Origin of the sequence: Bradyrhizobium sp. 138, from assembly GCF_023074075.1 — a bacterium.
Classification (GTDB): Bacteria; Pseudomonadota; Alphaproteobacteria; order Rhizobiales; family Xanthobacteraceae; genus Bradyrhizobium.
Genome location: NZ_JADPKT010000071.1, coordinates 84,242 through 105,086, shown reverse-complemented (window position 1 = coordinate 105,086; position 20,845 = coordinate 84,242). Strand labels below are relative to the sequence as shown.

The window sequence follows — 20,845 nt, the reverse complement described above, 5'->3', positions numbered from 1 at the left end:
TGGCATACCGAAAACATATGGGTTGAGGATCAAAATGGTATTGGACGGCGAGTTAACAAAACTGTCATTCTGGCTGTCAATGGCTGGGCCAACGGGGGCTCGCCCCGGAGCGCGATGTCACGATGAACGGCGATCCCTGCCTCTTGTCCGCAACCGAACTGCGCGGACTCATCGCCGCAAGGAAGATTTCCCCCGTCGAGATCACCCGTGCCGTGCTCGCGCGCGCCGAGGCGCTGCAGCCCGAGCTGAACTGCTTCATCACGCTCTGTGGCGACGAGGCGATCACGCAGGCGCGGGCGGCGGAGCGCAAGGTGATGGCGGGCGAGGCGCTCGGCCTGCTCCATGGCATTCCCGTCACCGTCAAGGACATCGTCAACACCAGGGGCTTGAAGACTACCTTCGGCGCCGTTCCCTACAAGGACAACGTGCCGACCGAGGATGCCATCGCGGTGGCGCGGCTGCGCAGTGCGGGCGCGATCCTGATCGGCAAGACCACGACGCCGGAATTCGGCAGCAAGTGCCTGACCGATTCACCGCTGTTTGGCCGCACCCGCAATGCATGGGACGCGTGCCGTTCCTCCGGTGGCTCCAGCGGGGGCGCGGCTGTTGCGGTTGCCAGCGGCATCGCGCCGCTCGCGATCGCGACCGACGGCGGCGGCTCGACGCGAATTCCCGCCGCCTGCAACGGCGTGGTTGGCTTGAAGCAGAGCAACGGCGTGATCCCGCACAGCCAGGCGCTGGACGTGTTCGGCAACCAGACCTACGTCACGCCGACCACCCGCACCGTCGCCGACACCGCGCTGATGATGCAGGCGATGGCGGGCGAGGACGCCTGTGATCCCTGGTCGATCGGCGTTCCCGTGCCTGATTTCGTCGGCACGGCTGGCGCGCGCGGCGATCTGCGTGGCCAGCGGATTCTGTACTGCCTGACGCCGCCCGGCCGCCCGGTGTCCGCCGAGGTCGCCCGCAGTTTCAAGGCGACCCTCGACCGGCTGGCAGGGTTAGGGGCCGAGCTCGAGGAATTCTCCGGCGAAGGTTTCGACATCGAGCCGATCTGGCGCGCCATCAACCACACCGTCTGGCGCACGCGCTTTGCAAAACTCGCAGCCGAGCACAAGGATGAGATGAGCGAGGCTTTCCTGAAGCAGCTCGCGCTCGCCACCGACGTCAGCGGCGTCGACTACCAGGAGGCGATGTTCGCGCGCACCGCGCTGTTCCGCCGGGTGCAATCGCTGCTTGCGCGCGGGCACGTCTTGGCGATGCCGACCCTGACGCGCACCGCGCTGCCGATCAACCAGGATTTGTTCGGCAGCATCGAGATCGACGGCAAGCATTTCGACAGTGTCCGGCCGAACTGGTTTCCCTGGACCATGCCGTTCAACATGACCGGCCATCCCGCCGTCAGCCTGCCCTCGGGGTTCGGCCGCGACGGCCTGCCGATCGGGCTCCAGCTCGTCGGCCGCTTCCGTGCCGACGCCGAATTGCTGCGCGTGAGCGCACTGTTCGAGGCTTCTGCCGACCTTCTGTCCCGCTGGCCGGCTTGAGGAGATGGGCATGCAGCAAAGAGCTTGCCTCGGGCGCCCGGACATGTTGATCGTGTCGCAGCTGAGCCCTGAAGCCGAGCGCGCATGAGCGTCTTTGTCCTCCGACGTGTCCTGACCTTGCTGGCGACGCTGATCGGCGCCTCGCTGATCATCTTCCTTGTGCTCGACGCGCTTCCCGGTAACGCCGCGCAGATGCTGATGGGCGCCGATGCCTCGCCGGACGCGGTCCGTGCGCTCACCGTCAAGCTCGGGCTCGACCAGCCGCTGGCGGTTCGTTATTTGCAGTGGATCAAAGGCCTCCTCGTCGGCGATCTCGGCACCTCTTATGTCTACGGCACGCCGGTGGCCAGCCTGATCGCCGAGCGGCTGGTGCTGACGATCCCGCTCGCCATCATGGCCATGACGATCACGGTCACGCTGGCGCTCTCGGCCGGCATCTACACCGCCGCCAATCACAACAAGCTTGGCGACGTCGGTGTGATGTCGCTGACGCAGGTCGGCATCGCGCTGCCGAATTTCTGGTTCGCGATCCTGCTGGTCCTCTTGTTCTCCGTGCGGCTGCAATGGCTCTCGGCCGGCGGCTTCGCGGGCTGGGAGGACGGCATCTGGCTCGGCGTGAAGTCGCTGCTGCTGCCGGCGATCTCGCTCGCGGTGGTGCAGGCGGCGATTCTCGCGCGCGTCACCCGCTCGGCCGTGCTGGAGGTGCTGCGCGAGGATTTCGTCCGCACCGCACGCGCAAAGGGGCTCGGCAAGCGCGAAGTGCTGTGGAGCCACGTGCTGCGCAATGCGATGATTCCCGTCATGACGGTGATGGGACTGCAATTCGCCAATCTGCTGGCCGGCACCATCGTGATCGAGAACGTGTTCTACCTGCCGGGCCTCGGCCGCCTGATCTTCCAGTCGATCGCCAACCGCGACCTCATCGTGGTGCGCAACTGCGTGATGCTGCTCGCGACCATGGTCGTCATCGTCAATTTCGTCGTCGACGTGCTCTACGCCTTCATCGATCCCCGGATCAAGGTCCACGACCTGTGAGCGAGCCCCTAACCATTGACGTGCCGCTCGCAACGCGCCCGCTGCCGGCCCGCACGTTCTGGCGCCGCGCGTTGCGCCACCGCAGCTTCGTGATCGGTGGTGCGCTGAGCCTATTGGTGCTTGCCTCCGCGATGCTGTCGCTAGTGTGGACGCCGTGGTCGCCCTACGAGATCGACATCGCTGCAAAACTCCGGCCGCCCTCGGCATCGCACTGGCTCGGCACCGATTCTTTCGGCCGCGATATCGTATCGCTGCTGCTCGCCGGCGCCCGCTCCACCATCATGGTCGGTATCATCGCCGTCAGCATCGGTCTGACCTTCGGCGTCACGCTCGGCTTGACCGCGTCGGCCCGGCGCGGCTGGACCGAAGAGATCATCATGCGCTTCTCCGATTTCACCTTCGCCTTTCCGGCCGTGCTGTCCGCGATCATGCTCGCCGCGGTGGCGGGGCCGGGCATGGTGACCTCGATCGTCGCGATCGGCATCTTCCAGATCCCGACGCTGACACGGCTGACGCGCGGCTCGGCCAACGCGATCTGGGCGCGCGAATTCGTGCTGGCCGCGCGCGCCGCGGGCAAGGGCAAATTCCGCATCACCATCGAGCACGTTTTGCCCAACATCCTGTCGATCCTGATCGTGCAGGTCACCATCCAGTTCGCGCTTGCCATCCTTGCCGAAGCCGCCTTGTCCTATCTCGGCCTCGGCACGCAGCCGCCGCAGCCGTCGTGGGGGCGGATGCTGAACGATGCGCAGACGCTGCTGTTCCAGTCGCCGATGCTCGCGGTTTATCCGGGCGCTGCGATCGCGATCGCGGTGCTCGGCCTCAATCTTCTCGGCGACGGATTGCGCGATCTGCTCGATCCCAGACTGGCGCGGGAGCGATGACGATGGGTGAGCGCTCCAACATGCCGCTGATTGAGGTCACCAATCTCGGCGTCCGCCTCAATACCAGCCGCGGGCCGGCACACGCCGTGCGCGGCGTCAGCTTCGCCTTGAAGCGCGGCGAGACGCTCGGCCTCGTCGGCGAATCCGGCTGCGGCAAGTCGGTCACCGCGATGTCGCTGATGGGGCTGCTGCCTGACAGCGCCGTGGTCTCGGGCAGCATCAAGCTCGACGGCAACGAGATCGCGCTGTTGCCGGACGCGGATTATTGCCGCCTGCGCGGCAACCGCATCAGCATGATCTTCCAGGAGCCGATGACCGCGCTCAATCCGATGCACACGATCGGGCATCAGGTCGCTGAGCCACTGCGGCGTCACAAGAAGCATACGGCGGCACAGGCGCGCAACGAGGCGATCGCCTTGCTCGATCGCGTCGGGCTGCCCGACCCGGCGCGGCGCGTCGATGCCTATCCACACCAGTTTTCCGGCGGCCAGCGCCAGCGCATCACCATCGCCATGGCGCTCGCCTGCGAGCCCGATTTGTTGATCGCGGACGAGCCGACCACCGCGCTCGACGTCACCATCCAGGGCCAGATCCTCGACCTCATCGCCGACCTCGTCGAGGAGCGCGGCATGTCGATGATCCTGATCTCGCACGACCTCGGCGTCATCGCCGAGAATGTGCAGCGCATGATGGTGATGTATGGCGGCACCGTCGTCGAGAGCGGGCCGACCGACGAGGTGTTCCGGCGGATGGGACATCCCTATACGCAGGGCCTGTTCCGTGCCCGTCCCAAGCTCGGCGCGCGCAAGGGGACGCGGTTGAAGACGATATCGGGCACCGTGCCGGAGCTCGCCGATCTGCCCTCGGGGTGCACCTTCTCCGACCGATGTCCCCTCGTGATCGATCAGTGCCGCGCCGCGCTGCCGGCGATGGTCGACGTCGGACCCGGACACTTCGTACGTTGCATCAGGACGGATGTCTCGATGGCAGAACGCATCGGAGCACTGACCGCATGAGCACCGCGCCGCTTCTCGACGTGAAGGATCTCGAACAGCGCTACGCCCTGCCGCGGGAAAGCCTGTTTCGCCCGCCGGGGCAGGTGCGTGCGCTCAATGGCGTGACCGTGCAGGTTGCCGCGGGAAAGAGCCTCGGCGTCGTCGGCGAATCCGGTTCGGGCAAGTCGACCTTCGCGCGGCTGGTGATGGCGTTGGAGCGGCCGACATCGGGGCAGGTCGCGCTGCTCGGCCGCGATCTCAATCGCATCTCTGCCGACGAGCTGCGTCGCGCCCGCCGCGATTTCCAGATGGTGTTCCAGGATCCCTACGGCTCGCTCGATCCGCGCCAGACCATCGCGCGCATCGTCGCCGAGCCGCTGACGGTGCTGGAGGGGGCCGATCGCGCCACGTTCCGTGAACGCGTCGCCGCGGCGCTGCGCCAGGTGGGTCTGCGCGATGCCGACATGGACAAATATCCGCACGAATTCTCCGGCGGTCAGCGTCAGCGCATTGCCATTGCGCGCGCGCTGATCACCCAGCCCAAGCTGATCGTCGCCGACGAGCCGGTCTCCGCGCTCGACGTCTCCGTGCAGGCCCAGGTGCTGAACCTGATGCAGGACCTCCAGGAGCAATTCGGCCTGAGCTTCATCCTGATCAGCCATGACCTCGCCGTCGTCGACTATCTCTGTGACGAGATCGCGGTGATGTATCTCGGCCGCATCGTCGAGCAGGGCCGGCCCGAAGATCTGTTCGAGCATTGCGCCCATCCCTACACGCGGGCGCTGCTGGAGGCGGTGCCGCGGGCACGTGCCGGTGGCGGCCGGCGGCGGCGCGGGGGCCAGGCGATCGCCTCGCAATCGGCGGCCACGACCGGATGCCCCTATGTCACGCGCTGTCCGCTCGCCGACCAGCATTGCCGCGAGGTTCCGCCTGAGTTACGCAAGATGGGCGAGGGACACCTTGCCGCCTGCCACAAGGCCGAGGCCGTGATGGCGTTGCCGCAGGCGGGCATGGAGGGTTAGTGTTCGAAGCAGGATTGGCGTAGGCTTAAGAACGGAACAGGGCCGGGGAGTTACGAGATGTTCAGGAAACTATCGATCGTCGCCTTTGCCGCCGCGCTCGTCGCGGCGCCTTTGCCCGTGCTGGCGCAGAGCAAGAAGGACAGCGTCGTCATGGCGATGGCGCTGGAGCCGCCGGGGCTCGATCCGACCAACGCGGCCGCTGCCGCGATCGCCGAGGTCACGCTCTACAACATCTACGAGACCCTGACCAAGATCAACGAGGACGGCTCCGTCTCGCCGCTGCTGGCCGAGAGCTGGACCGCCTCGCCTGACCTGAAGACCTATACGTTCAAGCTGCGCAAGGGCGTCAAATTCCACAATGGCGAGGCGTTCGATTCCGCCGCGGTGAAGTTCTCGTTCGAGCGCAACGCGGCGCCGACCAGTACCAACAAGGACAAGAGCCTGTACCAGGCTTTCGAGAAGGTCGAGGCGCCCGACGCCGACACGATCGTGATCACGATGAAATATGGCGAGCCGAACCTGCCGTTCCTGCTCGGGCAGGCGGGCGGCTCGATCGTCGAGCCGAAGAGCGCTGCCACCAATATCACGCAGCCGGTCGGCACCGGTCCCTATCAGCTCGGCGCCTGGGCCAAGGGCTCCTCGATCACGCTGACCAAGTGGGCCGACTACCGCAACGCCGCCGCGGTCAAGCTGTCCAAGGTGACCATCCGCTTCATCTCGGAGCCGGCGGCGCAGACCGCCGCGCTGCTGTCGGGCGACGTCGATGCATTCCCGCGCGTCGCCGCACAGCGCGCCTTGGCACAGTTCAAGGCCGATCCGCGCTTCACGGTGCTGGTCGGCGGCTCCAGGGCCAAGACCATCGTCGCGATCAACCACCGCAAGAAGCCGCTCGACGACGTCCGCGTCCGCCGCGCCATCCTCGCCGCGATCGATCGCAAGGCGATGATTGATGGCGCCGTCGACGGTTTCGGCACGCCGATCGGCAGCTTCTACGTGCCGGGCGCGCTCGGCTATGTCGACACCACAGGCGTCAACCCCTACGATCCCGAGAAGGCCAAGAAGCTGCTCACTGAAGCCGGCGTCACCACGCCGCTCGAATTGTCGCTGAAGCTGCCGCCGCCGTCCTATGCGCGGCAGGGCGGCGAGATCGCCGCAGCGCAGCTCGCCAAGGTCGGCATCGTCGCCAAGATCGAGAACGTCGAATGGGCGCAATGGCTGTCGCAGGTGTTCGCCGGCAACGGTCCGCACAATTTCGATCTCACCATCATCAGCCATGTCGAGCCGTTCGACCTCGTCAAGATCACCGAGGCGGACTACTATCTCGGCTACAACAACACCGCGTACAACGCACTCTACAAGCAGATCGTGTCGACGCCCGACGAGGCCGCCCGCGCAAAACTGCTCGGCGACGCCCAGCGCATGCTCGCGACCGACGCCGTCTCCGCCTACCTGTACCAGCCGCAGCTGATCACCATCACCAACAAGAAGCTGAAGGGTGTCTGGAAGGACGTGCCGCAATACGAGAACGATTTCTCGACGTGGTATTGGGAGTAGGGCGGGGCGCAGCACGCGGCCTCAAAAACCAAAACTGAAAAACAACCCCATGCACAGTAGCCGGGCGTAGTGATTTCAATGACTTGCGCGTTGCATGCTGCAAGGGCTGGCGCGGTGCGCTGGGACGTTGACCCGTCGGGCAAAACACGGGCAACATAGCATCATCGCGGCCTGATGGTTCGGGACGCGCCGTCAGGCGAGGCAGCCGTGAAGAAGCCATCGCGCCGCGATGCCGGCATCATCGCGGCGGCCGTCAGCGCCGAGCCGGGCACCCCAAAACTCGACAATGCATCGATGAGCGATATCGCTCAGGCCCTGGCCACTGGGCAGATCGATGCGACGGCGCTGACCAAATCCTACCTCGCGCGCATTGCAGCCTACGACCGCGGCGGGCCCGCGCTCAACGCCGTGCGCGCGCTCAATCCCGATGCGCTCGCGATCGCAGGCAAGCTCGATGGCACAAGACCATCGGCCCAGCGACCGCTGGCCGGCATCCCGATCCTGGTGAAGGACAACATCGCCACCGGCGACAAGCAGCCGACGACGGCGGGCTCGCTGGCGCTGGAGGGCGCGCATGCAAGGGACGACGCCACGATCGTCAAGCTGCTGCGCGACGCCGGCGCGGTGGTCCTCGGCAAGGCGAACCTCACCGAATTTTCCAACATGCTCGCGATCGACATGTCCCATGGCTACTCCTCGCTGGGCGGCCAGGTGAAGAATCCCTACGCGCCGACGCTGGTGGACGATGACGCCATCCCGGTCGTGTCCCCGGGCGGCTCGAGCGCGGGTTCGGCGGTCGCCGTGGCGGCCGGTCTGTGCGCGGCCGCTGTTGGCACCGAGACCTCGGGCTCGCTGCTGTTCCCGGCCAGCCAGAATGGCCTCGTCACCGTCAAGCCGACGGTCGGACTCGTCAGCCGCGCCGGCATCGTGCCGATCGCGCACAGCCAGGACACCGCGGGCCCGATGACGCGGACCGTGCGTGACGCCGCGATGCTGCTGAACGTGTTGGCTGCGAGAGACCCGCTCGACCCCGTGACGGAGCGGCAGCGACGGCCGGCTGACTACACGGCCGGCCTCACGCGCGATGCGATGAAGGGCGCGCGTATCGGCGTGCCGAGCGACCACGCCGACCCGCTGAACGACTGCTATTACGGCAAGCTGCCACCGAGGTCGGCCAAGGTGATGGCCGAAGCGATCGCGGTGCTTCAGGATCTCGGCGCCGTCATCGTGCGCGCCAACATGCCGACGCTTGGCTGGATCGGCGGGCCGGGCACGACCATGGCCGTGCTCAACCGCAATCCGCTGAGCCGCCACAAGGGCACGGTCGCAAGGCCGCCGGTCGTCTTCATCTACGAGCTGAAGCGCGATCTCGACCTTTACCTCAGGGACTGGGCAACCAACACCGAGATCAGAAGCATCGCCGATATCGTTGCCTTCAACGCGGCGCATGCGGAGAGGGCGCTACGCTTTGGCCAGGACCACTTCCTCGCCGCCAACATGACCAGGGGCGATTTGAGCGAGCGCGAATACAAATCGGCACGCGCGATGGATTTGCTTTCCGCCAAGACGCGCGGCATGGACGCCTACATGAACCGGCACAAGCTCGACGCGGTGCTGTTCCCCGGCGCTGCAGGCTGCGGGATCACCGCCAAGGCAGGCTATCCCAGTGTCATGGTGCCGGCCGGCTTCATCTCGGGATCGGATGGCAAGGACACGCCCGACTACCCGCTCGGCATCACCTTCGCAGGTCGCGCCTGGAGCGAGCACAAGCTGCTGCGTCTGGCCCACGCCTATGAGCAGGCCTCCAACATGCGCAAGCCGCCGCCGGGGTTGGCCGCGCTTTAGATTTCACGCCTCTCTTCGCGCTTGTCAGCGAGCAGGTGCTCCATGGGGCATGCGCTAACAATTCCGGATGCCTGCTTTCGACGGTGAGGCGGACACGCGGCCCCGCCCGCGGCATGCCGCCTTGTGACCCCTCAGGAGAAAGTTGTGCGTTGGTAGCAACGGCAACTATAGTGTGTCCATCGGATCCTGGGGGAGAACGTCATGAGCATCCGCACACAGCGCGATATCGTGTTTGGTCATGCTCTGCTACAACAAGGGCCGAGGACCGATGTCGGCTATGGCGCTCAAGCTCGACGCTTATCTACCGGCAGCTCCGGGCCCCACACCGGCGCCGGCGCTGGTACTTGCTCACGGCGGCGTTTTTCATCGCGGGTCGAAGGAGAACGACGCCTTCTCCGCCGGCATCGGGACCAGCACGGCAGTCGCCGAATATTGTCACCGCTTTGCGATGCTGGGCTTTCCCGCGTTCTCCGTGCAGTACCGGCTCGCGCAGATGGATCCAGAGCCGAGCGCCCAGCCGGTGCTGACGCAGCCGGACCAGGTGCCGATGTGCGCGTTACCGCGTTGCGTTCCGAGATGGGCCTGCCGCCGATGGAGCCGCGCGACATGGCAGGAATCATGGAATCCGCTTTTGACGACTTCACCGAGGCCGTACGCTTCATCAAGACGCACCACGGCGATTATGGCGTCGATCCTCAGCGAATTGTGCTCGGTGGGTTCTCGGCGGGCGGACGATGTGCCATTTATGCTGCTTACGGCAAGCGCATGGAGGCATCGGGAGTCATTTCCATCTCTGGCGCGTTAATGCCGGCAGATGCCGCGGCCTACCTGGCCCGGGGGAACGGCCTCCCGCTGCCGCCGCTACTGATGATCTCGGGCGAGCGAGATCTCGACTATGTCTGCGCGTTCGCGCCAGATGTCGAACGGAAGTTTCTGGCGGCCGGTAGACATGTGGAATGGGTTCAAGTGCCGGGTGCCAACCATTTCTACTCCTGCGAAAGCCAGACACGAGATGGCCGTACGGTGTTTGAGGTCATTCGCGACAGCCTCACGACCTGGGTCAGCACGGTGCCCTCGGCGGTCTGTACTGACAATGTCAAGAACGATCGTCAGCATTTGCCGATGGATTGGCGCGACATGGAGACGTTTTCTTTCGGCGATAGCCCCGACTTGGCAGACAGGCTCCTGGAGCTTGTTCTGTCGGGGACCAAGCGCGCAACCTGCTGGGCAGAAAGTCAGGGCCTGCTTTCGGCGGAGGTTGGAAAAATGATGGTGGTCCTGGACGGGTTCGGCGTTCCGAAAGCCATCCTCAAGACGGTTGAACTGACGAAGCGACGTTTCGATGAAGTGGATGAAGCGTTTGCTTATGACGAAGGTGAAGGTGATCGCTCTCTTCAATACTGGCGCGAGGCACATGAGCGATACTTCACGCGCCTTGGAAGGTACGCGCCCGACATGATGCTCTGGTGCGAGCGATTTGAGCTTGTCGAGCGAATTGGCGAGACTTGAGTCGTCGAATAGGAAGCTCTTCACTTGCGCTTGTGCCCTTCGCGTCAGCTCGCAGGATGGGTACTCGTAGGATGGGTAGAGCGAAAGCGAAACCCATCAATTCGTCCGTCGACGACGAGGCATGATGGGTATCGCAAGGGCTCAACCCATCCTACGCGTACCGTACCTCCTCGGAGTGCGCCATAGGACTTGCATGAGCAAATCCGGAAGGCCGTTTCGGAAAAGTAACGCGGACCTGCGCGCCCGCGTGCGGAACGTCGCCTTTGGACCCGTAGCCAACGTTTTTCACGGTCTATCGCGCTGGCAGATTGCCGGTCCCTATGATTTGATTGCCAGGGCGAACCGGGGTCGGGGGGATTGTCGGAATGAAGCGCCGGAAGTTCTTGCAGTTGGCTGGTGGAGCTTCGCTTGCGTGGCCGTCGCTCGCCCTGGCTCAACGGGGCGCAGGCCCGCCGCTGATAGCGTTCCTAACACCCTTCACAGAAGACATAGCGATTGAAAGGACAGCCGATCTACGCGCGGGGCTCAAGCAAGTCGGGCTTGTCGAAGGTATTGACTATGCGCTTGCATTACGTTTCGCCAATGGCGAGGTGTCGCGAGTGCCCGAGCTTACGAGAGAGCTGGCCGCGTTGAAGCCTCGGGTCTTTGTGATTGCAGCGTCGATGAGTGGGCTGAACACTGCCCGCAAGGAAGCACCTGATACCCCGCTGGTCATTACCGGTTTTGCTGCCGACCCTATCGCAATGGGCTTTGCTGAAAGCTATGCGAGACCGGGCGGAATGATTACGGGCAACACCATGAACGCTGTGGGCGGCGAAGAGGCCCTCACCACGAAGCGCATCGGATTCTTCAAGGAGTTGGTGCCAAACTTGACGCGGCTCGGAATGATTCACTTCGCGGACAGCGTAAACCCGGTTGCCGCTGCGAATTTGGCTCTGCCCGAGCGCAACGCGTTGCGCAAGACGTCAGCGCATTTTGGCTTCGAGTTTCTGAGCTACGAAATCCGAACGCTCGATGACCTCGACGGCGCGGTGTCGGCGGGCCTGCGAAGCGACGTCACCGCTTTCTACATTTCGGGCGACCCGAGGATGAACACCAATATTCCTCGTGTTGTGGCGTCTCTGGCAAAGTCCGGAAAGCCAAGCTGCGGCGTTTATCCCTTTTGGGCACAACGCGGATTGTTGATGTCATATTCAAACGATCTGCACGACATGCTTCGGCGAGCAGGCTTTCAGGTCGCAAAGATCATTCAGGGCGCCAAGCCCGGGGAGCTGCCATTTGAGCAAGCGGTCAAATATACGCTGGCCATCAACGTGAAGACAGCAAGACAGCTCGGGATCACCCCGCCGCCAACACTATTGGCAGCGGCCGACGAACTGATCGAGTAAAAAGTGATCGACTAGCACGATGAAGGCAACCGCGCCGCAGGGACATTGAACGTTTGGGACCCTCATGCGTTAGTCGCCGGATGACGGCCGGATGCACCATCCGGCATGACAGTGCTGCCACGGAGTTCGGTTCTTGCTCAGGCTTTACAGGTGGCCGTCCGACGACTGGCAAAGTATCGGCGCGGAAATACCCTCGGAGATCATCTGGGTCGATCTCCTGAACGCGACCGATGAGGAAAAGCAGTTTGTCGAACGGTTGCTCGGCATCCGCGTTCCCTCGGAAGAGTCCCTCAGCGAGATCGAGGCGTCGAGCCGCCTGATCCTCGATCACGGCACGCTCTATCTCAGCTCGCCGGCGGTCCGGCACACTGAGGACAATGGGGCCGAGATCACGCCCGTGGGGTTCGTCATCGGCCCGCATGTGCTGGTGACGGTGCGCTTTGCCGAGCTGCCGATCTTCGACGACGTCGGCAAGAGCATCGGCTCCGACGACAGCCTGGAGAACGGCATGTGCGTGTTCACCAGCCTGCTCGAAGCCATGATCGACCGTGGCGGCGATGTTCTGGAGCATCTCGGCGGCAAGGTCGACAGGCTCTCTCGAGGCGTTTTCAAGGGTGGCCTCGTTCACACCAAGCGGCCGGTACGCTCCAGCCGCAGGATGCGCGAGGCGTTGGAGAACATCGGCGAGCTGGCCGATCGCCTCGCCAAGGCGCGCGATGTCTTGCTCGGCGTTGGCCGCGTCGCGTCGTTCGCGGGCGATGTCGGCAGTGAATGGATCACGGCAGCGTCGAAGAAGCGTCTCGAAGCCGTGTCGAAGGATGTGATTTCACTCAGCGATTACGAGACGCGGCTGTCCGACAAGATCCAGCTGCTGCTCGATGCCGTGCTCGGCTTCATCAACATCCAGCAGAACGAGCTGTTCAAGATTTTGACCGTCGTGTCCGTCGTCGGCGTGCCGCCGACCATCCTGGTCGGCATCTGGGGCATGAACTTCAAGCACATACCCGAACTCGACTGGAGCTTCGGCTATCCGCTGGCCTGGCTCGCGATCATCGCCAGCGGCGTGCTGCCGCTGATCTGGTTCAAGCGGCGCGGCTGGTTCGATTGAGAACGGGTAGGGTGGGTTAGGCTCGCGGCTGCGCGAAGCGCATCCGCGAGACGTAACCCACCATCTTTGTCTGAGCGGTGGCCGAAGGTGGTGGGTTACGCCTCGCCGACTGCGCTTTGCGCAGCCGGCAAGGCTAACCCACCCTACGCATGGCCGTTGTTCGTTGGATCATGCCGCTTCTGCCTCGACACGGCCGATCCAGTCGCGGGCCAGCGTGACATCGGCTTGCGACAATTGGTGGCCTGCCGGAAGGATCCTGTGGCTCACGTCCGCGCCAGCCTGCGACAGCAGCGCCGCGAGCCGTGCCGAATTGCCGGCCGGCACGATTGGATCGCCTTGCCCGGACAACAGCAGCACGGGCTTGCCCGCAAGATCGGCTGCTGGCGGATCCGACAGCGGCACCATGGCGCGCAGCAGGATCGCGCCGGCAAGCACGTCCGGCTGCAGCAACAACAACGCGGCTGCGATGTTGGCGCCGTTGGAGAAGCCGACCGCGACAGGTGCGGCGATGCCGTATTGCTCTCGCGCATCCGCGACGAAGTCGCCGAGCTCGCGCGCGCGACGGCGCAAATCCTCCTCATCGAATACGCCTTCGGCCAGACGGCGGAAGAAGCGCGGCATGCCGTGCTCGAGCACGCGGCCGCGCGGCGAGAGCAGGGCGGCGCCTGATGAGATCATCTTGCCGAGCTCGAGCAGGTCGTTCTCGTCGCCGCCGGTGCCGTGAAGCAGCAGCAGCGGAGGGGAGCCCGAGCGGGTCGCGGGCTCGAAGCGATGGATGAATGCAGTCTTGGTCATGACGCGGTCTCTTCCAAATTGGGCAGCACGTCCTCGATCTGCTTGCGGTGCTGCTCGAGGAAAACAGGCAGCTTGAGATCACGGCCCAGCGTCGCGACGGGTTCGTCGACGGCGAAGCCGGGGATGTCGGTCGCGATCTCGAACAGCACGCCGCCGGGCTCGCGGAAATAGATCGAGCGGAAGTAGTTGCGGTCCCTCTGCTCGGTCGGATGCAGGCCGTGATTGGAGACGAGCTTTTGCGCCATCTTGCCCTGCTCGGCATCATCAGCCGCGCGGAACGCGATGTGATGCACCGAGCCGCCGCCCTGATGTCCCCGCAGAAATCCCTTGGCCTCGTAGATGTCGACGACGCTGCCTTCGACGTCACCCGGCGCCTTGAAGCGGATCACCGAGCCCTCGCGTCCAGTCTCCTTGAAGCCGAACACGTCGGTGAGGACGGCAGCCGTCTTCGCCGCGCTGTCGAGCAGCAAGGTCACGCCGTGGAAGCCGCGGATGGCGTGCTCGGCCGGTACGTCGCCGTTGCTCCATCCGGCTTCGCTCTCGGCACCTGATACCCCGACCAGCGCGAGCGCCATGCCATCGGGATCGGTGAACGGCAGCACGGATTCGCCAAAGCGCTTCTCTAGCGCCTCGTAGGCAATGCCCTTCTCGGTAAAACGCTGGGTCCAGTAGCCGAGCGAACGCTGCGGCACGCGGAAGGCGGTCTGGTGGGTCTCGCCGACGCCGCGGCGGCCGGGGGCGACGCCAGCCCAGGGGAAGAAGGTCAGGATGGTGCCGGGCCGGCCGGTCTCATCGCCGTAGTAGAAGTGATAGGTGCCGGGATCGTCGAAATTGACCGTCTTCTTGACGAAGCGCAGGCCGAGATCCCGCGTGTAGAAGCCGAAATTGCGGATGGGGTCGCCGGCGATCGCGGTGACATGGTGCAGTCCAGACATGGTCGTCCTCCAAAGTTCGGGGAGCGTCTTGCTCTGGCCGGAAATATCGTTCCGCTTTGGATTGGAGACAATCCATGCAAATATGACGGCTATGTCTACGATTTGGAAACAATCGGCGGAAGCCCTTGGATAAGCTCGGCAGCCTGCGGGCCTTCGTGAAAGTGGTCGAAAGCGGCAGCTTTGCCGAGGCGGGGCGGCAGTTGCGGCTGTCGCGCTCGGCGATCAGCAAATACATCGCCGACCTCGAGGAGAGCCTCGGCGTCCAGCTTTTGAACCGGACCACGCGGCATGCCAGCCCGACCGAGAATGGCCAGCGCTATTTCGAGCGCGCGCTCGTCATCCTCTCGGAGGTCGAGGCGGCCGACCAGGCGGTGACGCAGGCCCAGTCGGCGCCGCGCGGGCTGCTCCGCGTCAACGCGCCGATGTCATTCGGCACCATGCGGCTCGGGCCCGTGCTCGCCGATTTCATGGCGCGCTATGGCGAGCTTCAGCTCCAGATCGTACTCAGCGACGACCTGCTCGATCCCGTGCAGGACGGCTTTGATGTGACCTTGCGGATCGCGGAGCTCGAATCGTCGAGCTTGATCGCGCGGAAAATCATGCCGGTAGCGCGCATGATCTGCGCTTCGCCGGATTATCTCGCACGTCACGGCACGCCAAAACATCCGCAGGATTTGCGCGAGCATGCTTCGCTGACGTACGGCTTCCTGCTGACCGGCAATCAGTGGAAGCTGACCGGCACTGACGGCGATCACTGGATCCAGCCGGCCTGGTCGCTCTGCGTCAACAATGCCGAGGTGCTGCGCGACGTCGCGATCAAGGGCAGGGGACTTGCGCTGCTACCGGAGTTCATCGCCGCCGATGCCTTGCGGAAAGGCGAGCTACGCACGGTGCTGGACGACTATTCCGCGCCGCCGCTCGCACTCTATGCGGTGTATCCACCGACGCGGCATCTGTCGCTGAAGGTGCGGCTGTTCATCGATTTTCTCGTCGAGCGCTTTGGTCGCGAGGAGGGCGCGGCCGCGGCTTGAGGCCTGAGCATTGATTTGCGGTGACGTCCGTATCACGGACGGACGCGGTCGCTCCACTGGTCTCGATCGTAGGCCTGCAGGATGCGGACAAAATCAGCCATGCTGGATTGATCCGGGTTCTCGGTCATAGTCGCAACCTGAGTATCGGATGCAGGCTGGCTCCCTTGCCAAAACCGCATGACGAGATCGGCGATGTTTCTCATGGCGTACTCTCTGCAGCCAAGTGTGACAGTAGACACCAAGTACTGGAGCGGCATTGTGCCGTTCGATCCAGAGACAGGCCGGCGGGCGTTACGCCGCCGGACTTGCCCTGCAACTGCCGGCTCGCGGGGCCGGTTCCATTGCTTCTCACTGTGCTTTCATAGCTAGCACGGAGCATTTGGTCGCCGCCATTGTGCGCGGGTATGACGTGACCATACTGACGTAGGGTCAGCTCCTCGAACGCTGTTCGGCAGGCTGAAGCAGGTCGTCCAGCGCGCTCAGCGAGGCGTCTCGAAGTGCGGCGAGTTCGCGGGCGGCGTCCTCACGCTCGGTCAGGGACATTGAGGGCGCCGCCAGCTCGATCTCACGGCTGCGATCGAACAGGCGGACCAGCCCGAGTGCGCTGGCAGCACTGCCGAGTTGATGCGCGGATCGCGCCAGCCGGTTGGAATCGCCGGCCGCCGCTGCTCTGTCTATGTCCTCGATCAACTTTGCGCTCGTCTCGTCCAGCAAGTGATGGAGCTCTGCGATTTGCGCGGCACCGAGCAGCTCCCGCTGGTCGTCGAGGAAATGCCGGTCAATCAATGCGCCCGTGGACGGTTGCACTGCCGCCGGCTCGACCTCCGGATCGTCCTCGATCGCCTCGCGCAGCGCATTGATCAGGATCGGCTTGCTGACGACCTTGGCGATGCCGGCGCCGGCGAGCCGCTCGCGGGCATTGGCGGACACGTCGGCGGTCACGGCGATGATGCGCGGCATCTTCGGCAGACCGAGCTTGCCGATCCGCGAGGCTGCCTCGACGCCGTCCATGTCGGGCATGTGCAGATCCATCAGGATGATTTCGAACGCCTGATCGCGGGCGAGGGCGACGGCCGACGCGCCGTTTCTTGCAATGGCGGGGAGATGGCCGAGCCTCTTCAGGATCGCCTCGCCGACTTCGCAATTGACGGGATCGTCATCGACCAGGAGCACGCGGAGTTGCCGCGACGGTAGCGGACGCGCGCCTTGCGCGATGCCGCTCGCGGCGAGACCAAGCGGCACTTGAAGCGTGAACGTGCTGCCCGCGCCCGGCGTGCTCGCAACCGTCAGATCGCCGTGCATCAGGCGGGCGAGGCGCCGCGCGATCGCAAGGCCAAGGCCGGTGCCGCCGAACCGACGCGCGATGCTGTCGTCCGCCTGCACGAAATCCTCGAAGATCCGCTCGTGCATGTCGGGGGCGATGCCGATGCCGGTGTCGCGAACGGTGATGCGCAGCAGGACATGATCCTCGTGCTGCTCGCCGGCCGCGTTCACGGCGATCCCGCCCGATGGCGTGAACTTGATGGCGTTGCCGATCAGATTGAGCAGGATGCGATTGAGCCTGACAGGATCGCCGTGCACGGCGGTGTTGACCGACGCGTCGCAGGCGAGGTCGAAGCTCAGTCCCTTGCCGAAGGCCTGGGGGCGCATCAGTTCGGCGGCCGCGTCGATGAGCTGGTCGAGGCGGAAATTGCGCGGCTCCAGGGTTTCGGTGCTGGCCTCCAGGCGGGCATATTCCAGCACGGCGTCGACCAGAGCGATCAGCGTTTCGCCCGACGCCGCGGCGGTCGCGAGGTGGCGCCGCTGTGCTTCGCCGAGGCGGCCGTCGTCGAGCAATTGCAGCACGCCCATCACGCCGTTCAGCGGCGTACGCAGCTCGTGGCTGACCACGGCGAGGAAGCGCGATTTGGTTTCGTTGGCCGCCACCGCCGCGCTGCGCGCGCGCTCGGCGGCATCGTGCTCGGCCAGGGCGTGATCGCGCGCCTTTTCGAGCTCGGAGGTGCGCTCGATCACCTTACGTTCGAGCGTGGCGTAGGAGTCGCGCAGGTGCGCGGCCATGCGGTTGAACTGGTCGCCGAGCGCTTCGAGCTCATCGCCGGACTTGATCGCGAGCCGCAGGCCGAGATCTCCGCTCCCGATCCGCCGCGCGCCTTGCGTCAGGAGCTGGATTGGTCCCGTCATGCGCCGGCTGAGAAAGAGCGACACCAGCACCGCACCGGCCAAGAGGACGACGAGGAGGAAGCTCGAACGGCCGATCGATGCGTAAATCGGCGCATAGGCCTCGCTAAGCGGCAGCTCGACAAACACCAGCCAGCCGAGCGAGGGCACGGTTGCATAGGTCGAGAGCACGCGCTGACCGGTCAGATCCTCCTTGACCAATCCGCCTGAAGGCGGTCCGACGCCATCGAGCGCGGCGCGGACGTCCGCATGGCCGGAGAGATCGCTGCGCTGCAATGCCCGCCACAAATCGGGATGCGCGATCAGGACCCCCATGCGATTGACGACATAGGCCTTGCCGGTGTTGCCGACCCTGATCCCTGCGACGAGGTCCCAGATGAAACGCAGGTTGACCTCGGCGACGATCACATTCGGATTGCGGCCGGTGCCGCGCGTGGCGAGCGTCATGAACGGCTCGGTGTCGGCCAAGAAGTAGACCGGCCCGTAATAGGCCCGGCTTTCATTGGCACCGCGAAAGGCGGGCGAGGCGGAGAGGTCGGCCTTGCTGCCGATCCTGTCGGCGACACGGCGGGACACGCGCACCTGCTCGAGCCCTCGCGAGTCCAGCTCGGCGATTTCAGCGATCGCCGGCGAGAGGCGCAGGAGACGGATCGCGTTCAGGCGCTCGTCTTCGTTGGTCGACAGCTCCGGCGGCAGGCGCGAGAGCCATCTGATCTGGTTCTCGATCTGGCCGATGAAATGGCCGATCTGAATCGCCGCGGACGCTGCCTGCTCGCGCTGGGTTGCCGCCAGAAGCTGCTTCTGCTCGCGATAGGAGAACCAGACGTCGAAGCCGGTGTTGATGGCGAGTGCGGCGAAGGCGAGGGCGACGATCGAATAGAGATATTTGCGGAACAGCCGGCCGGGAGGCGTCCGTAAAGGTCCCTGGTCGGCCGTCTCGTTCACTCGCGGATCTCGTCGGCGCGCGCGAGCAGGCTGAACGGCAGCGTCAATCCCAGCGTGCGGGCGACGGTGCGGTTGATCAGCAGCTCGTATTTCCGCGGCGATTGCACCGGAAGATCACCTGCCTTGGTGCCGCGCAGGATGAGATCGACGTAGTCGGCCGAGCGCACTTCCAACGTCGGCCCGTAGCTCATCAACCCGCCCGCATCCATGAAGTAATGGAACGGATAGATCGTGGGCACGCTATATTTGTCGGCTGCCGCGACGACCGCCTTGCGGTTGACCACGAGGAAGCTGTCGACCAGGGCGACCATCGCCGCCTTGGGCGCTTCGGCAAAGCGGGCGACGGCTTCGTCGATCTCCGCGGGCGCGTTGACGGGAGCGGGGATCGCGGACACGCCGCATGCCGCGGCCTCTTGCTCGATCGAGTCGAGGAAGAAGCGCCCGGCCCGGGGTGTGGTCGCGGGATTGAACAGGATGCCGACACGCGTGACGTCAGGCACGGCCTCGCGGATCAGCTGAAGCCATTTTCCGCCCATCTCGGCGGTGCTGTTGGTGAAGCCGGTGACGTTGCCGCCGGGATGCGCGAGGCTTGCGACGAAGCCGTTGCCGATGGGATCGTTGGCCGTGGCGAAAACGATCGGGACGGTCTTGGTGGCGGCAAGGACGGCTGCGGTTTCGATCGTCGATCCCGTCAGGATCACGTCCGGCTTGAGGTCGAGCAACTCCTGAATCGCCGCCTTAAGCCTGTCCGGTGCGCCGAAGGTCGAACGGAGCTCGAGGCGGAAGTTGACGCCTTCGACCCAGCCGCGCTGCCTCAGGCCGACGATGAGGCCGCCAAGGCGGGAGGTCGGGCTGTCGGTCATGCTGCGTCTGGTCAGCTCATCGTCGAGCGGCAATGCGGTCAGCGAGGCGACGATGCGCATGCGATCCGGCGTCGCGCCGAGCGCGATCCATCCCGCAGCGGTTGCTCCGGCAAGGCCAATGAAGCCGCGGCGATTGACCGCGAAAGCGGAACGCCGTTCGGTCATGGATTTCTTTGCATGATGGCTTGCCCCAATTCGGATGCTTAGCGCGAACGGCCCGCATCCACAATTGATGAAAAAATGCGCTTATGAATGCTCATTCGCAGCGTTTGGCAGCCCGATACCGTATTCCTACGCTGCCAGAGAGTCGCTGTTTCGAGTCTTGTCTCCTCCGTGACGCCTGTAACGTCTTGTGGCGTTGCAACATTCTCCGTCCCGGTTGCGACGACGGTTCGGGGAAGTCGATTTCGCAGCTGCCGATTTTTGAAGCGTTGTTTCAAGTTGTTTCAAAGGTTTTCGATGCGCAAGATCTATCTCATTCCGGCCGTCGTCGGCCTGCTCACCTCCGTTGCTGCCGGGCCGCTCGCGGCCCAGGGCGCCGTGCCGAAGCAGAAGGCTGCACCGGCACCCAGGGCCGCTGCGGCCGGTGCTCCCTCTGCAGCCGGCACGCCCGTGGCCGCCGGGGCGCCGTCGGCCGAGGCGCCAGGAGCGGAGGACAAGTCCAAAGCGATCGACGGCTTCCGCTCCGCCAAGTTCGGCATGAACGAGGCCGATGTGCGCGCGGCGATGACGAAGGATTTCAACGTCAAGCCCGACGCCATCAAGGCGCAGGACAACGCCGCCGAGCTGACGCACAGCATCCTGATGTCCGTTCCGGACCTGCTTCCGAACGGCGGGACCGCCGAGCTCTCCTACGTGTTCGGCTACAAGTCCAAATCGCTGATCCAGGTCGGCGCCGTCTGGTCGAAGGGAACCGATACGGCGATGACGCCGGAGAAGCTGTTCTCCAACGCCAACATCCTGCGCGCTCATTTCATGGGCGAAGGCTTCAAGCCCGACTCCATCGCGGTCAACATGCCCGTCGCCGGCGGCATCGTGATGTTCCGCGGCAGCGACGCCAAGGACCGCTCGGTGATCCTGCTGCTTCAGGGCACGTTCGAAAACAAGGAGAACAACCAGCGTGTGCTGACGCCGACCAGCCTGCTGCTGTTCTACGTGGCCGACGCCAAGAGCCCCGACATCTTCAAGCTGCCGCCCGGCCAGTTCTGAACAGG

17 protein-coding genes are annotated in these 20,845 nt (G+C 64.7%); 12 read left to right on the top strand and 5 right to left on the bottom strand.

Annotated features, from left to right (window positions below):
- The first annotated feature begins 122 nt into the window (after positions 1-122).
- The 10 genes from IVA79_RS23860 (at position 123) to IVA79_RS23810 (ending at position 12,884) form a co-directional block, all read left to right on the top strand.
- On the top strand, positions 123-1,544 hold the full coding sequence (locus tag IVA79_RS23860) for an amidase family protein (protein ID WP_247557391.1): 1,422 nt from the start codon (positions 123-125) through the stop codon (positions 1,542-1,544).
- Between the two features lie 84 nt (positions 1,545-1,628).
- Positions 1,629-2,579, top strand: coding sequence for an ABC transporter permease (locus IVA79_RS23855; RefSeq protein ID WP_247557388.1), 951 nt, complete (start codon positions 1,629-1,631; stop codon positions 2,577-2,579).
- Positions 2,576-3,463, top strand: coding sequence for an ABC transporter permease (locus IVA79_RS23850; protein WP_247557385.1), 888 nt, complete (start codon positions 2,576-2,578; stop codon positions 3,461-3,463). The genes IVA79_RS23855 and IVA79_RS23850 overlap by 4 nt, the downstream gene beginning before the upstream one ends.
- Positions 3,464-3,465: 2 nt before the next feature.
- Positions 3,466-4,479: an ABC transporter ATP-binding protein gene (locus tag IVA79_RS23845; protein WP_247557383.1), complete on the top strand. Its 1,014-nt coding sequence runs from the start codon at positions 3,466-3,468 to the stop codon at positions 4,477-4,479.
- Entirely contained in the window at positions 4,476-5,480 is a 1,005-nt protein-coding gene (locus tag IVA79_RS23840) for an oligopeptide/dipeptide ABC transporter ATP-binding protein (RefSeq protein ID WP_247557380.1), read from the top strand. Before IVA79_RS23845 ends, IVA79_RS23840 begins: the two co-directional genes overlap by 4 nt.
- 57 nt (positions 5,481-5,537) lie before the next feature.
- Entirely contained in the window at positions 5,538-7,034 is a 1,497-nt protein-coding gene (locus tag IVA79_RS23835; protein WP_247557377.1) for an ABC transporter substrate-binding protein, read from the top strand.
- A gap of 207 nt (positions 7,035-7,241) precedes the next feature.
- A complete protein-coding gene (locus tag IVA79_RS23830; RefSeq protein WP_247557374.1) occupies positions 7,242-8,879 on the top strand; it encodes an amidase family protein in 1,638 nt (545 codons plus the stop codon).
- A gap of 549 nt (positions 8,880-9,428) precedes the next feature.
- Positions 9,429-10,388, top strand: a complete 960-nt coding sequence (locus IVA79_RS37040) for an ASCH domain-containing protein (protein ID WP_346658204.1) — start codon at positions 9,429-9,431, stop codon at positions 10,386-10,388.
- 365 nt (positions 10,389-10,753) lie between these two features.
- Positions 10,754-11,776, top strand: coding sequence for an ABC transporter substrate-binding protein (locus IVA79_RS23815; RefSeq protein WP_247557371.1), 1,023 nt, complete (start codon positions 10,754-10,756; stop codon positions 11,774-11,776).
- Between the two features lie 133 nt (positions 11,777-11,909).
- Positions 11,910-12,884 carry a magnesium transporter CorA family protein gene (locus IVA79_RS23810; RefSeq protein WP_247557368.1) on the top strand — a complete coding sequence of 325 codons (975 nt, stop codon included), beginning with the start codon at positions 11,910-11,912 and terminating at the stop codon, positions 12,882-12,884.
- 168 nt (positions 12,885-13,052) lie between these two features.
- On the opposite strand, the gene IVA79_RS23805 is transcribed toward IVA79_RS23810, so the two are convergent.
- Both IVA79_RS23805 and IVA79_RS23800 read right to left on the bottom strand, forming a co-directional pair.
- Complete coding sequence (locus IVA79_RS23805; RefSeq protein ID WP_247557365.1) at positions 13,053-13,679, bottom strand: alpha/beta hydrolase; 627 nt, start codon at positions 13,677-13,679, stop codon at positions 13,053-13,055.
- Positions 13,676-14,614, bottom strand: coding sequence for a ring-cleaving dioxygenase (locus IVA79_RS23800; RefSeq protein WP_247557360.1), 939 nt, complete (start codon positions 14,612-14,614; stop codon positions 13,676-13,678). The genes IVA79_RS23805 and IVA79_RS23800 overlap by 4 nt, the downstream gene beginning before the upstream one ends.
- 125 nt (positions 14,615-14,739) lie before the next feature.
- Here IVA79_RS23800 and IVA79_RS23795 point away from each other — a divergent pair, with 125 nt between their 5' ends.
- Positions 14,740-15,645, top strand: a complete 906-nt coding sequence (locus IVA79_RS23795) for a LysR family transcriptional regulator (RefSeq protein ID WP_247557357.1) — start codon at positions 14,740-14,742, stop codon at positions 15,643-15,645.
- 32 nt (positions 15,646-15,677) lie between these two features.
- Here IVA79_RS23795 and IVA79_RS23790 read toward each other — a convergent pair whose 3' ends face one another.
- From IVA79_RS23790 to IVA79_RS23780, 3 genes are all read right to left on the bottom strand, one after another.
- Complete coding sequence (locus IVA79_RS23790) at positions 15,678-15,848, bottom strand: hypothetical protein (RefSeq protein ID WP_247557352.1); 171 nt, start codon at positions 15,846-15,848, stop codon at positions 15,678-15,680.
- A gap of 226 nt (positions 15,849-16,074) precedes the next feature.
- On the bottom strand, positions 16,075-18,768 hold the full coding sequence (locus IVA79_RS23785; protein ID WP_247557349.1) for a hybrid sensor histidine kinase/response regulator: 2,694 nt from the start codon (positions 18,766-18,768) through the stop codon (positions 16,075-16,077).
- Positions 18,765-19,796: an ABC transporter substrate-binding protein gene (locus IVA79_RS23780; RefSeq protein ID WP_247557346.1), complete on the bottom strand. Its 1,032-nt coding sequence runs from the start codon at positions 19,794-19,796 to the stop codon at positions 18,765-18,767. Before IVA79_RS23780 ends, IVA79_RS23785 begins: the two co-directional genes overlap by 4 nt.
- A 294-nt stretch (positions 19,797-20,090) precedes the next feature.
- Here IVA79_RS23780 and IVA79_RS23775 point away from each other — a divergent pair, with 294 nt between their 5' ends.
- Entirely contained in the window at positions 20,091-20,840 is a 750-nt protein-coding gene (locus IVA79_RS23775) for a hypothetical protein (protein WP_247557343.1), read from the top strand.
- The last annotated feature ends 5 nt before the right edge of the window (positions 20,841-20,845 follow it).

Excerpts from the sequence above, each read along its gene's own strand:
- IVA79_RS23860 (WP_247557391.1), top strand. The coding sequence starts at position 123 with ATGAACGGCGATCCCTGCCTCTTGTCCGCAACCGAACTGCGCGGACTC.
- IVA79_RS23855 (WP_247557388.1), top strand. The coding sequence starts at position 1,629 with ATGAGCGTCTTTGTCCTCCGACGTGTCCTGACCTTGCTGGCGACGCTG.
- IVA79_RS23845 (WP_247557383.1), top strand. The coding sequence starts at position 3,466 with ATGGGTGAGCGCTCCAACATGCCGCTGATTGAGGTCACCAATCTCGGC.
- IVA79_RS23840 (WP_247557380.1), top strand. The coding sequence starts at position 4,476 with ATGAGCACCGCGCCGCTTCTCGACGTGAAGGATCTCGAACAGCGCTAC.
- IVA79_RS23835 (WP_247557377.1), top strand. The coding sequence starts at position 5,538 with ATGTTCAGGAAACTATCGATCGTCGCCTTTGCCGCCGCGCTCGTCGCG.
- IVA79_RS23815 (WP_247557371.1), top strand. The coding sequence starts at position 10,754 with ATGAAGCGCCGGAAGTTCTTGCAGTTGGCTGGTGGAGCTTCGCTTGCG.
- IVA79_RS23805 (WP_247557365.1), bottom strand. The coding sequence starts at position 13,679 with ATGACCAAGACTGCATTCATCCATCGCTTCGAGCCCGCGACCCGCTCG.
- IVA79_RS23800 (WP_247557360.1), bottom strand. The coding sequence starts at position 14,614 with ATGTCTGGACTGCACCATGTCACCGCGATCGCCGGCGACCCCATCCGC.
- IVA79_RS23790 (WP_247557352.1), bottom strand. The coding sequence starts at position 15,848 with ATGAGAAACATCGCCGATCTCGTCATGCGGTTTTGGCAAGGGAGCCAG.
- IVA79_RS23780 (WP_247557346.1), bottom strand. The coding sequence starts at position 19,796 with ATGACCGAACGGCGTTCCGCTTTCGCGGTCAATCGCCGCGGCTTCATT.
- IVA79_RS23775 (WP_247557343.1), top strand. The coding sequence starts at position 20,091 with ATGCGCAAGATCTATCTCATTCCGGCCGTCGTCGGCCTGCTCACCTCC.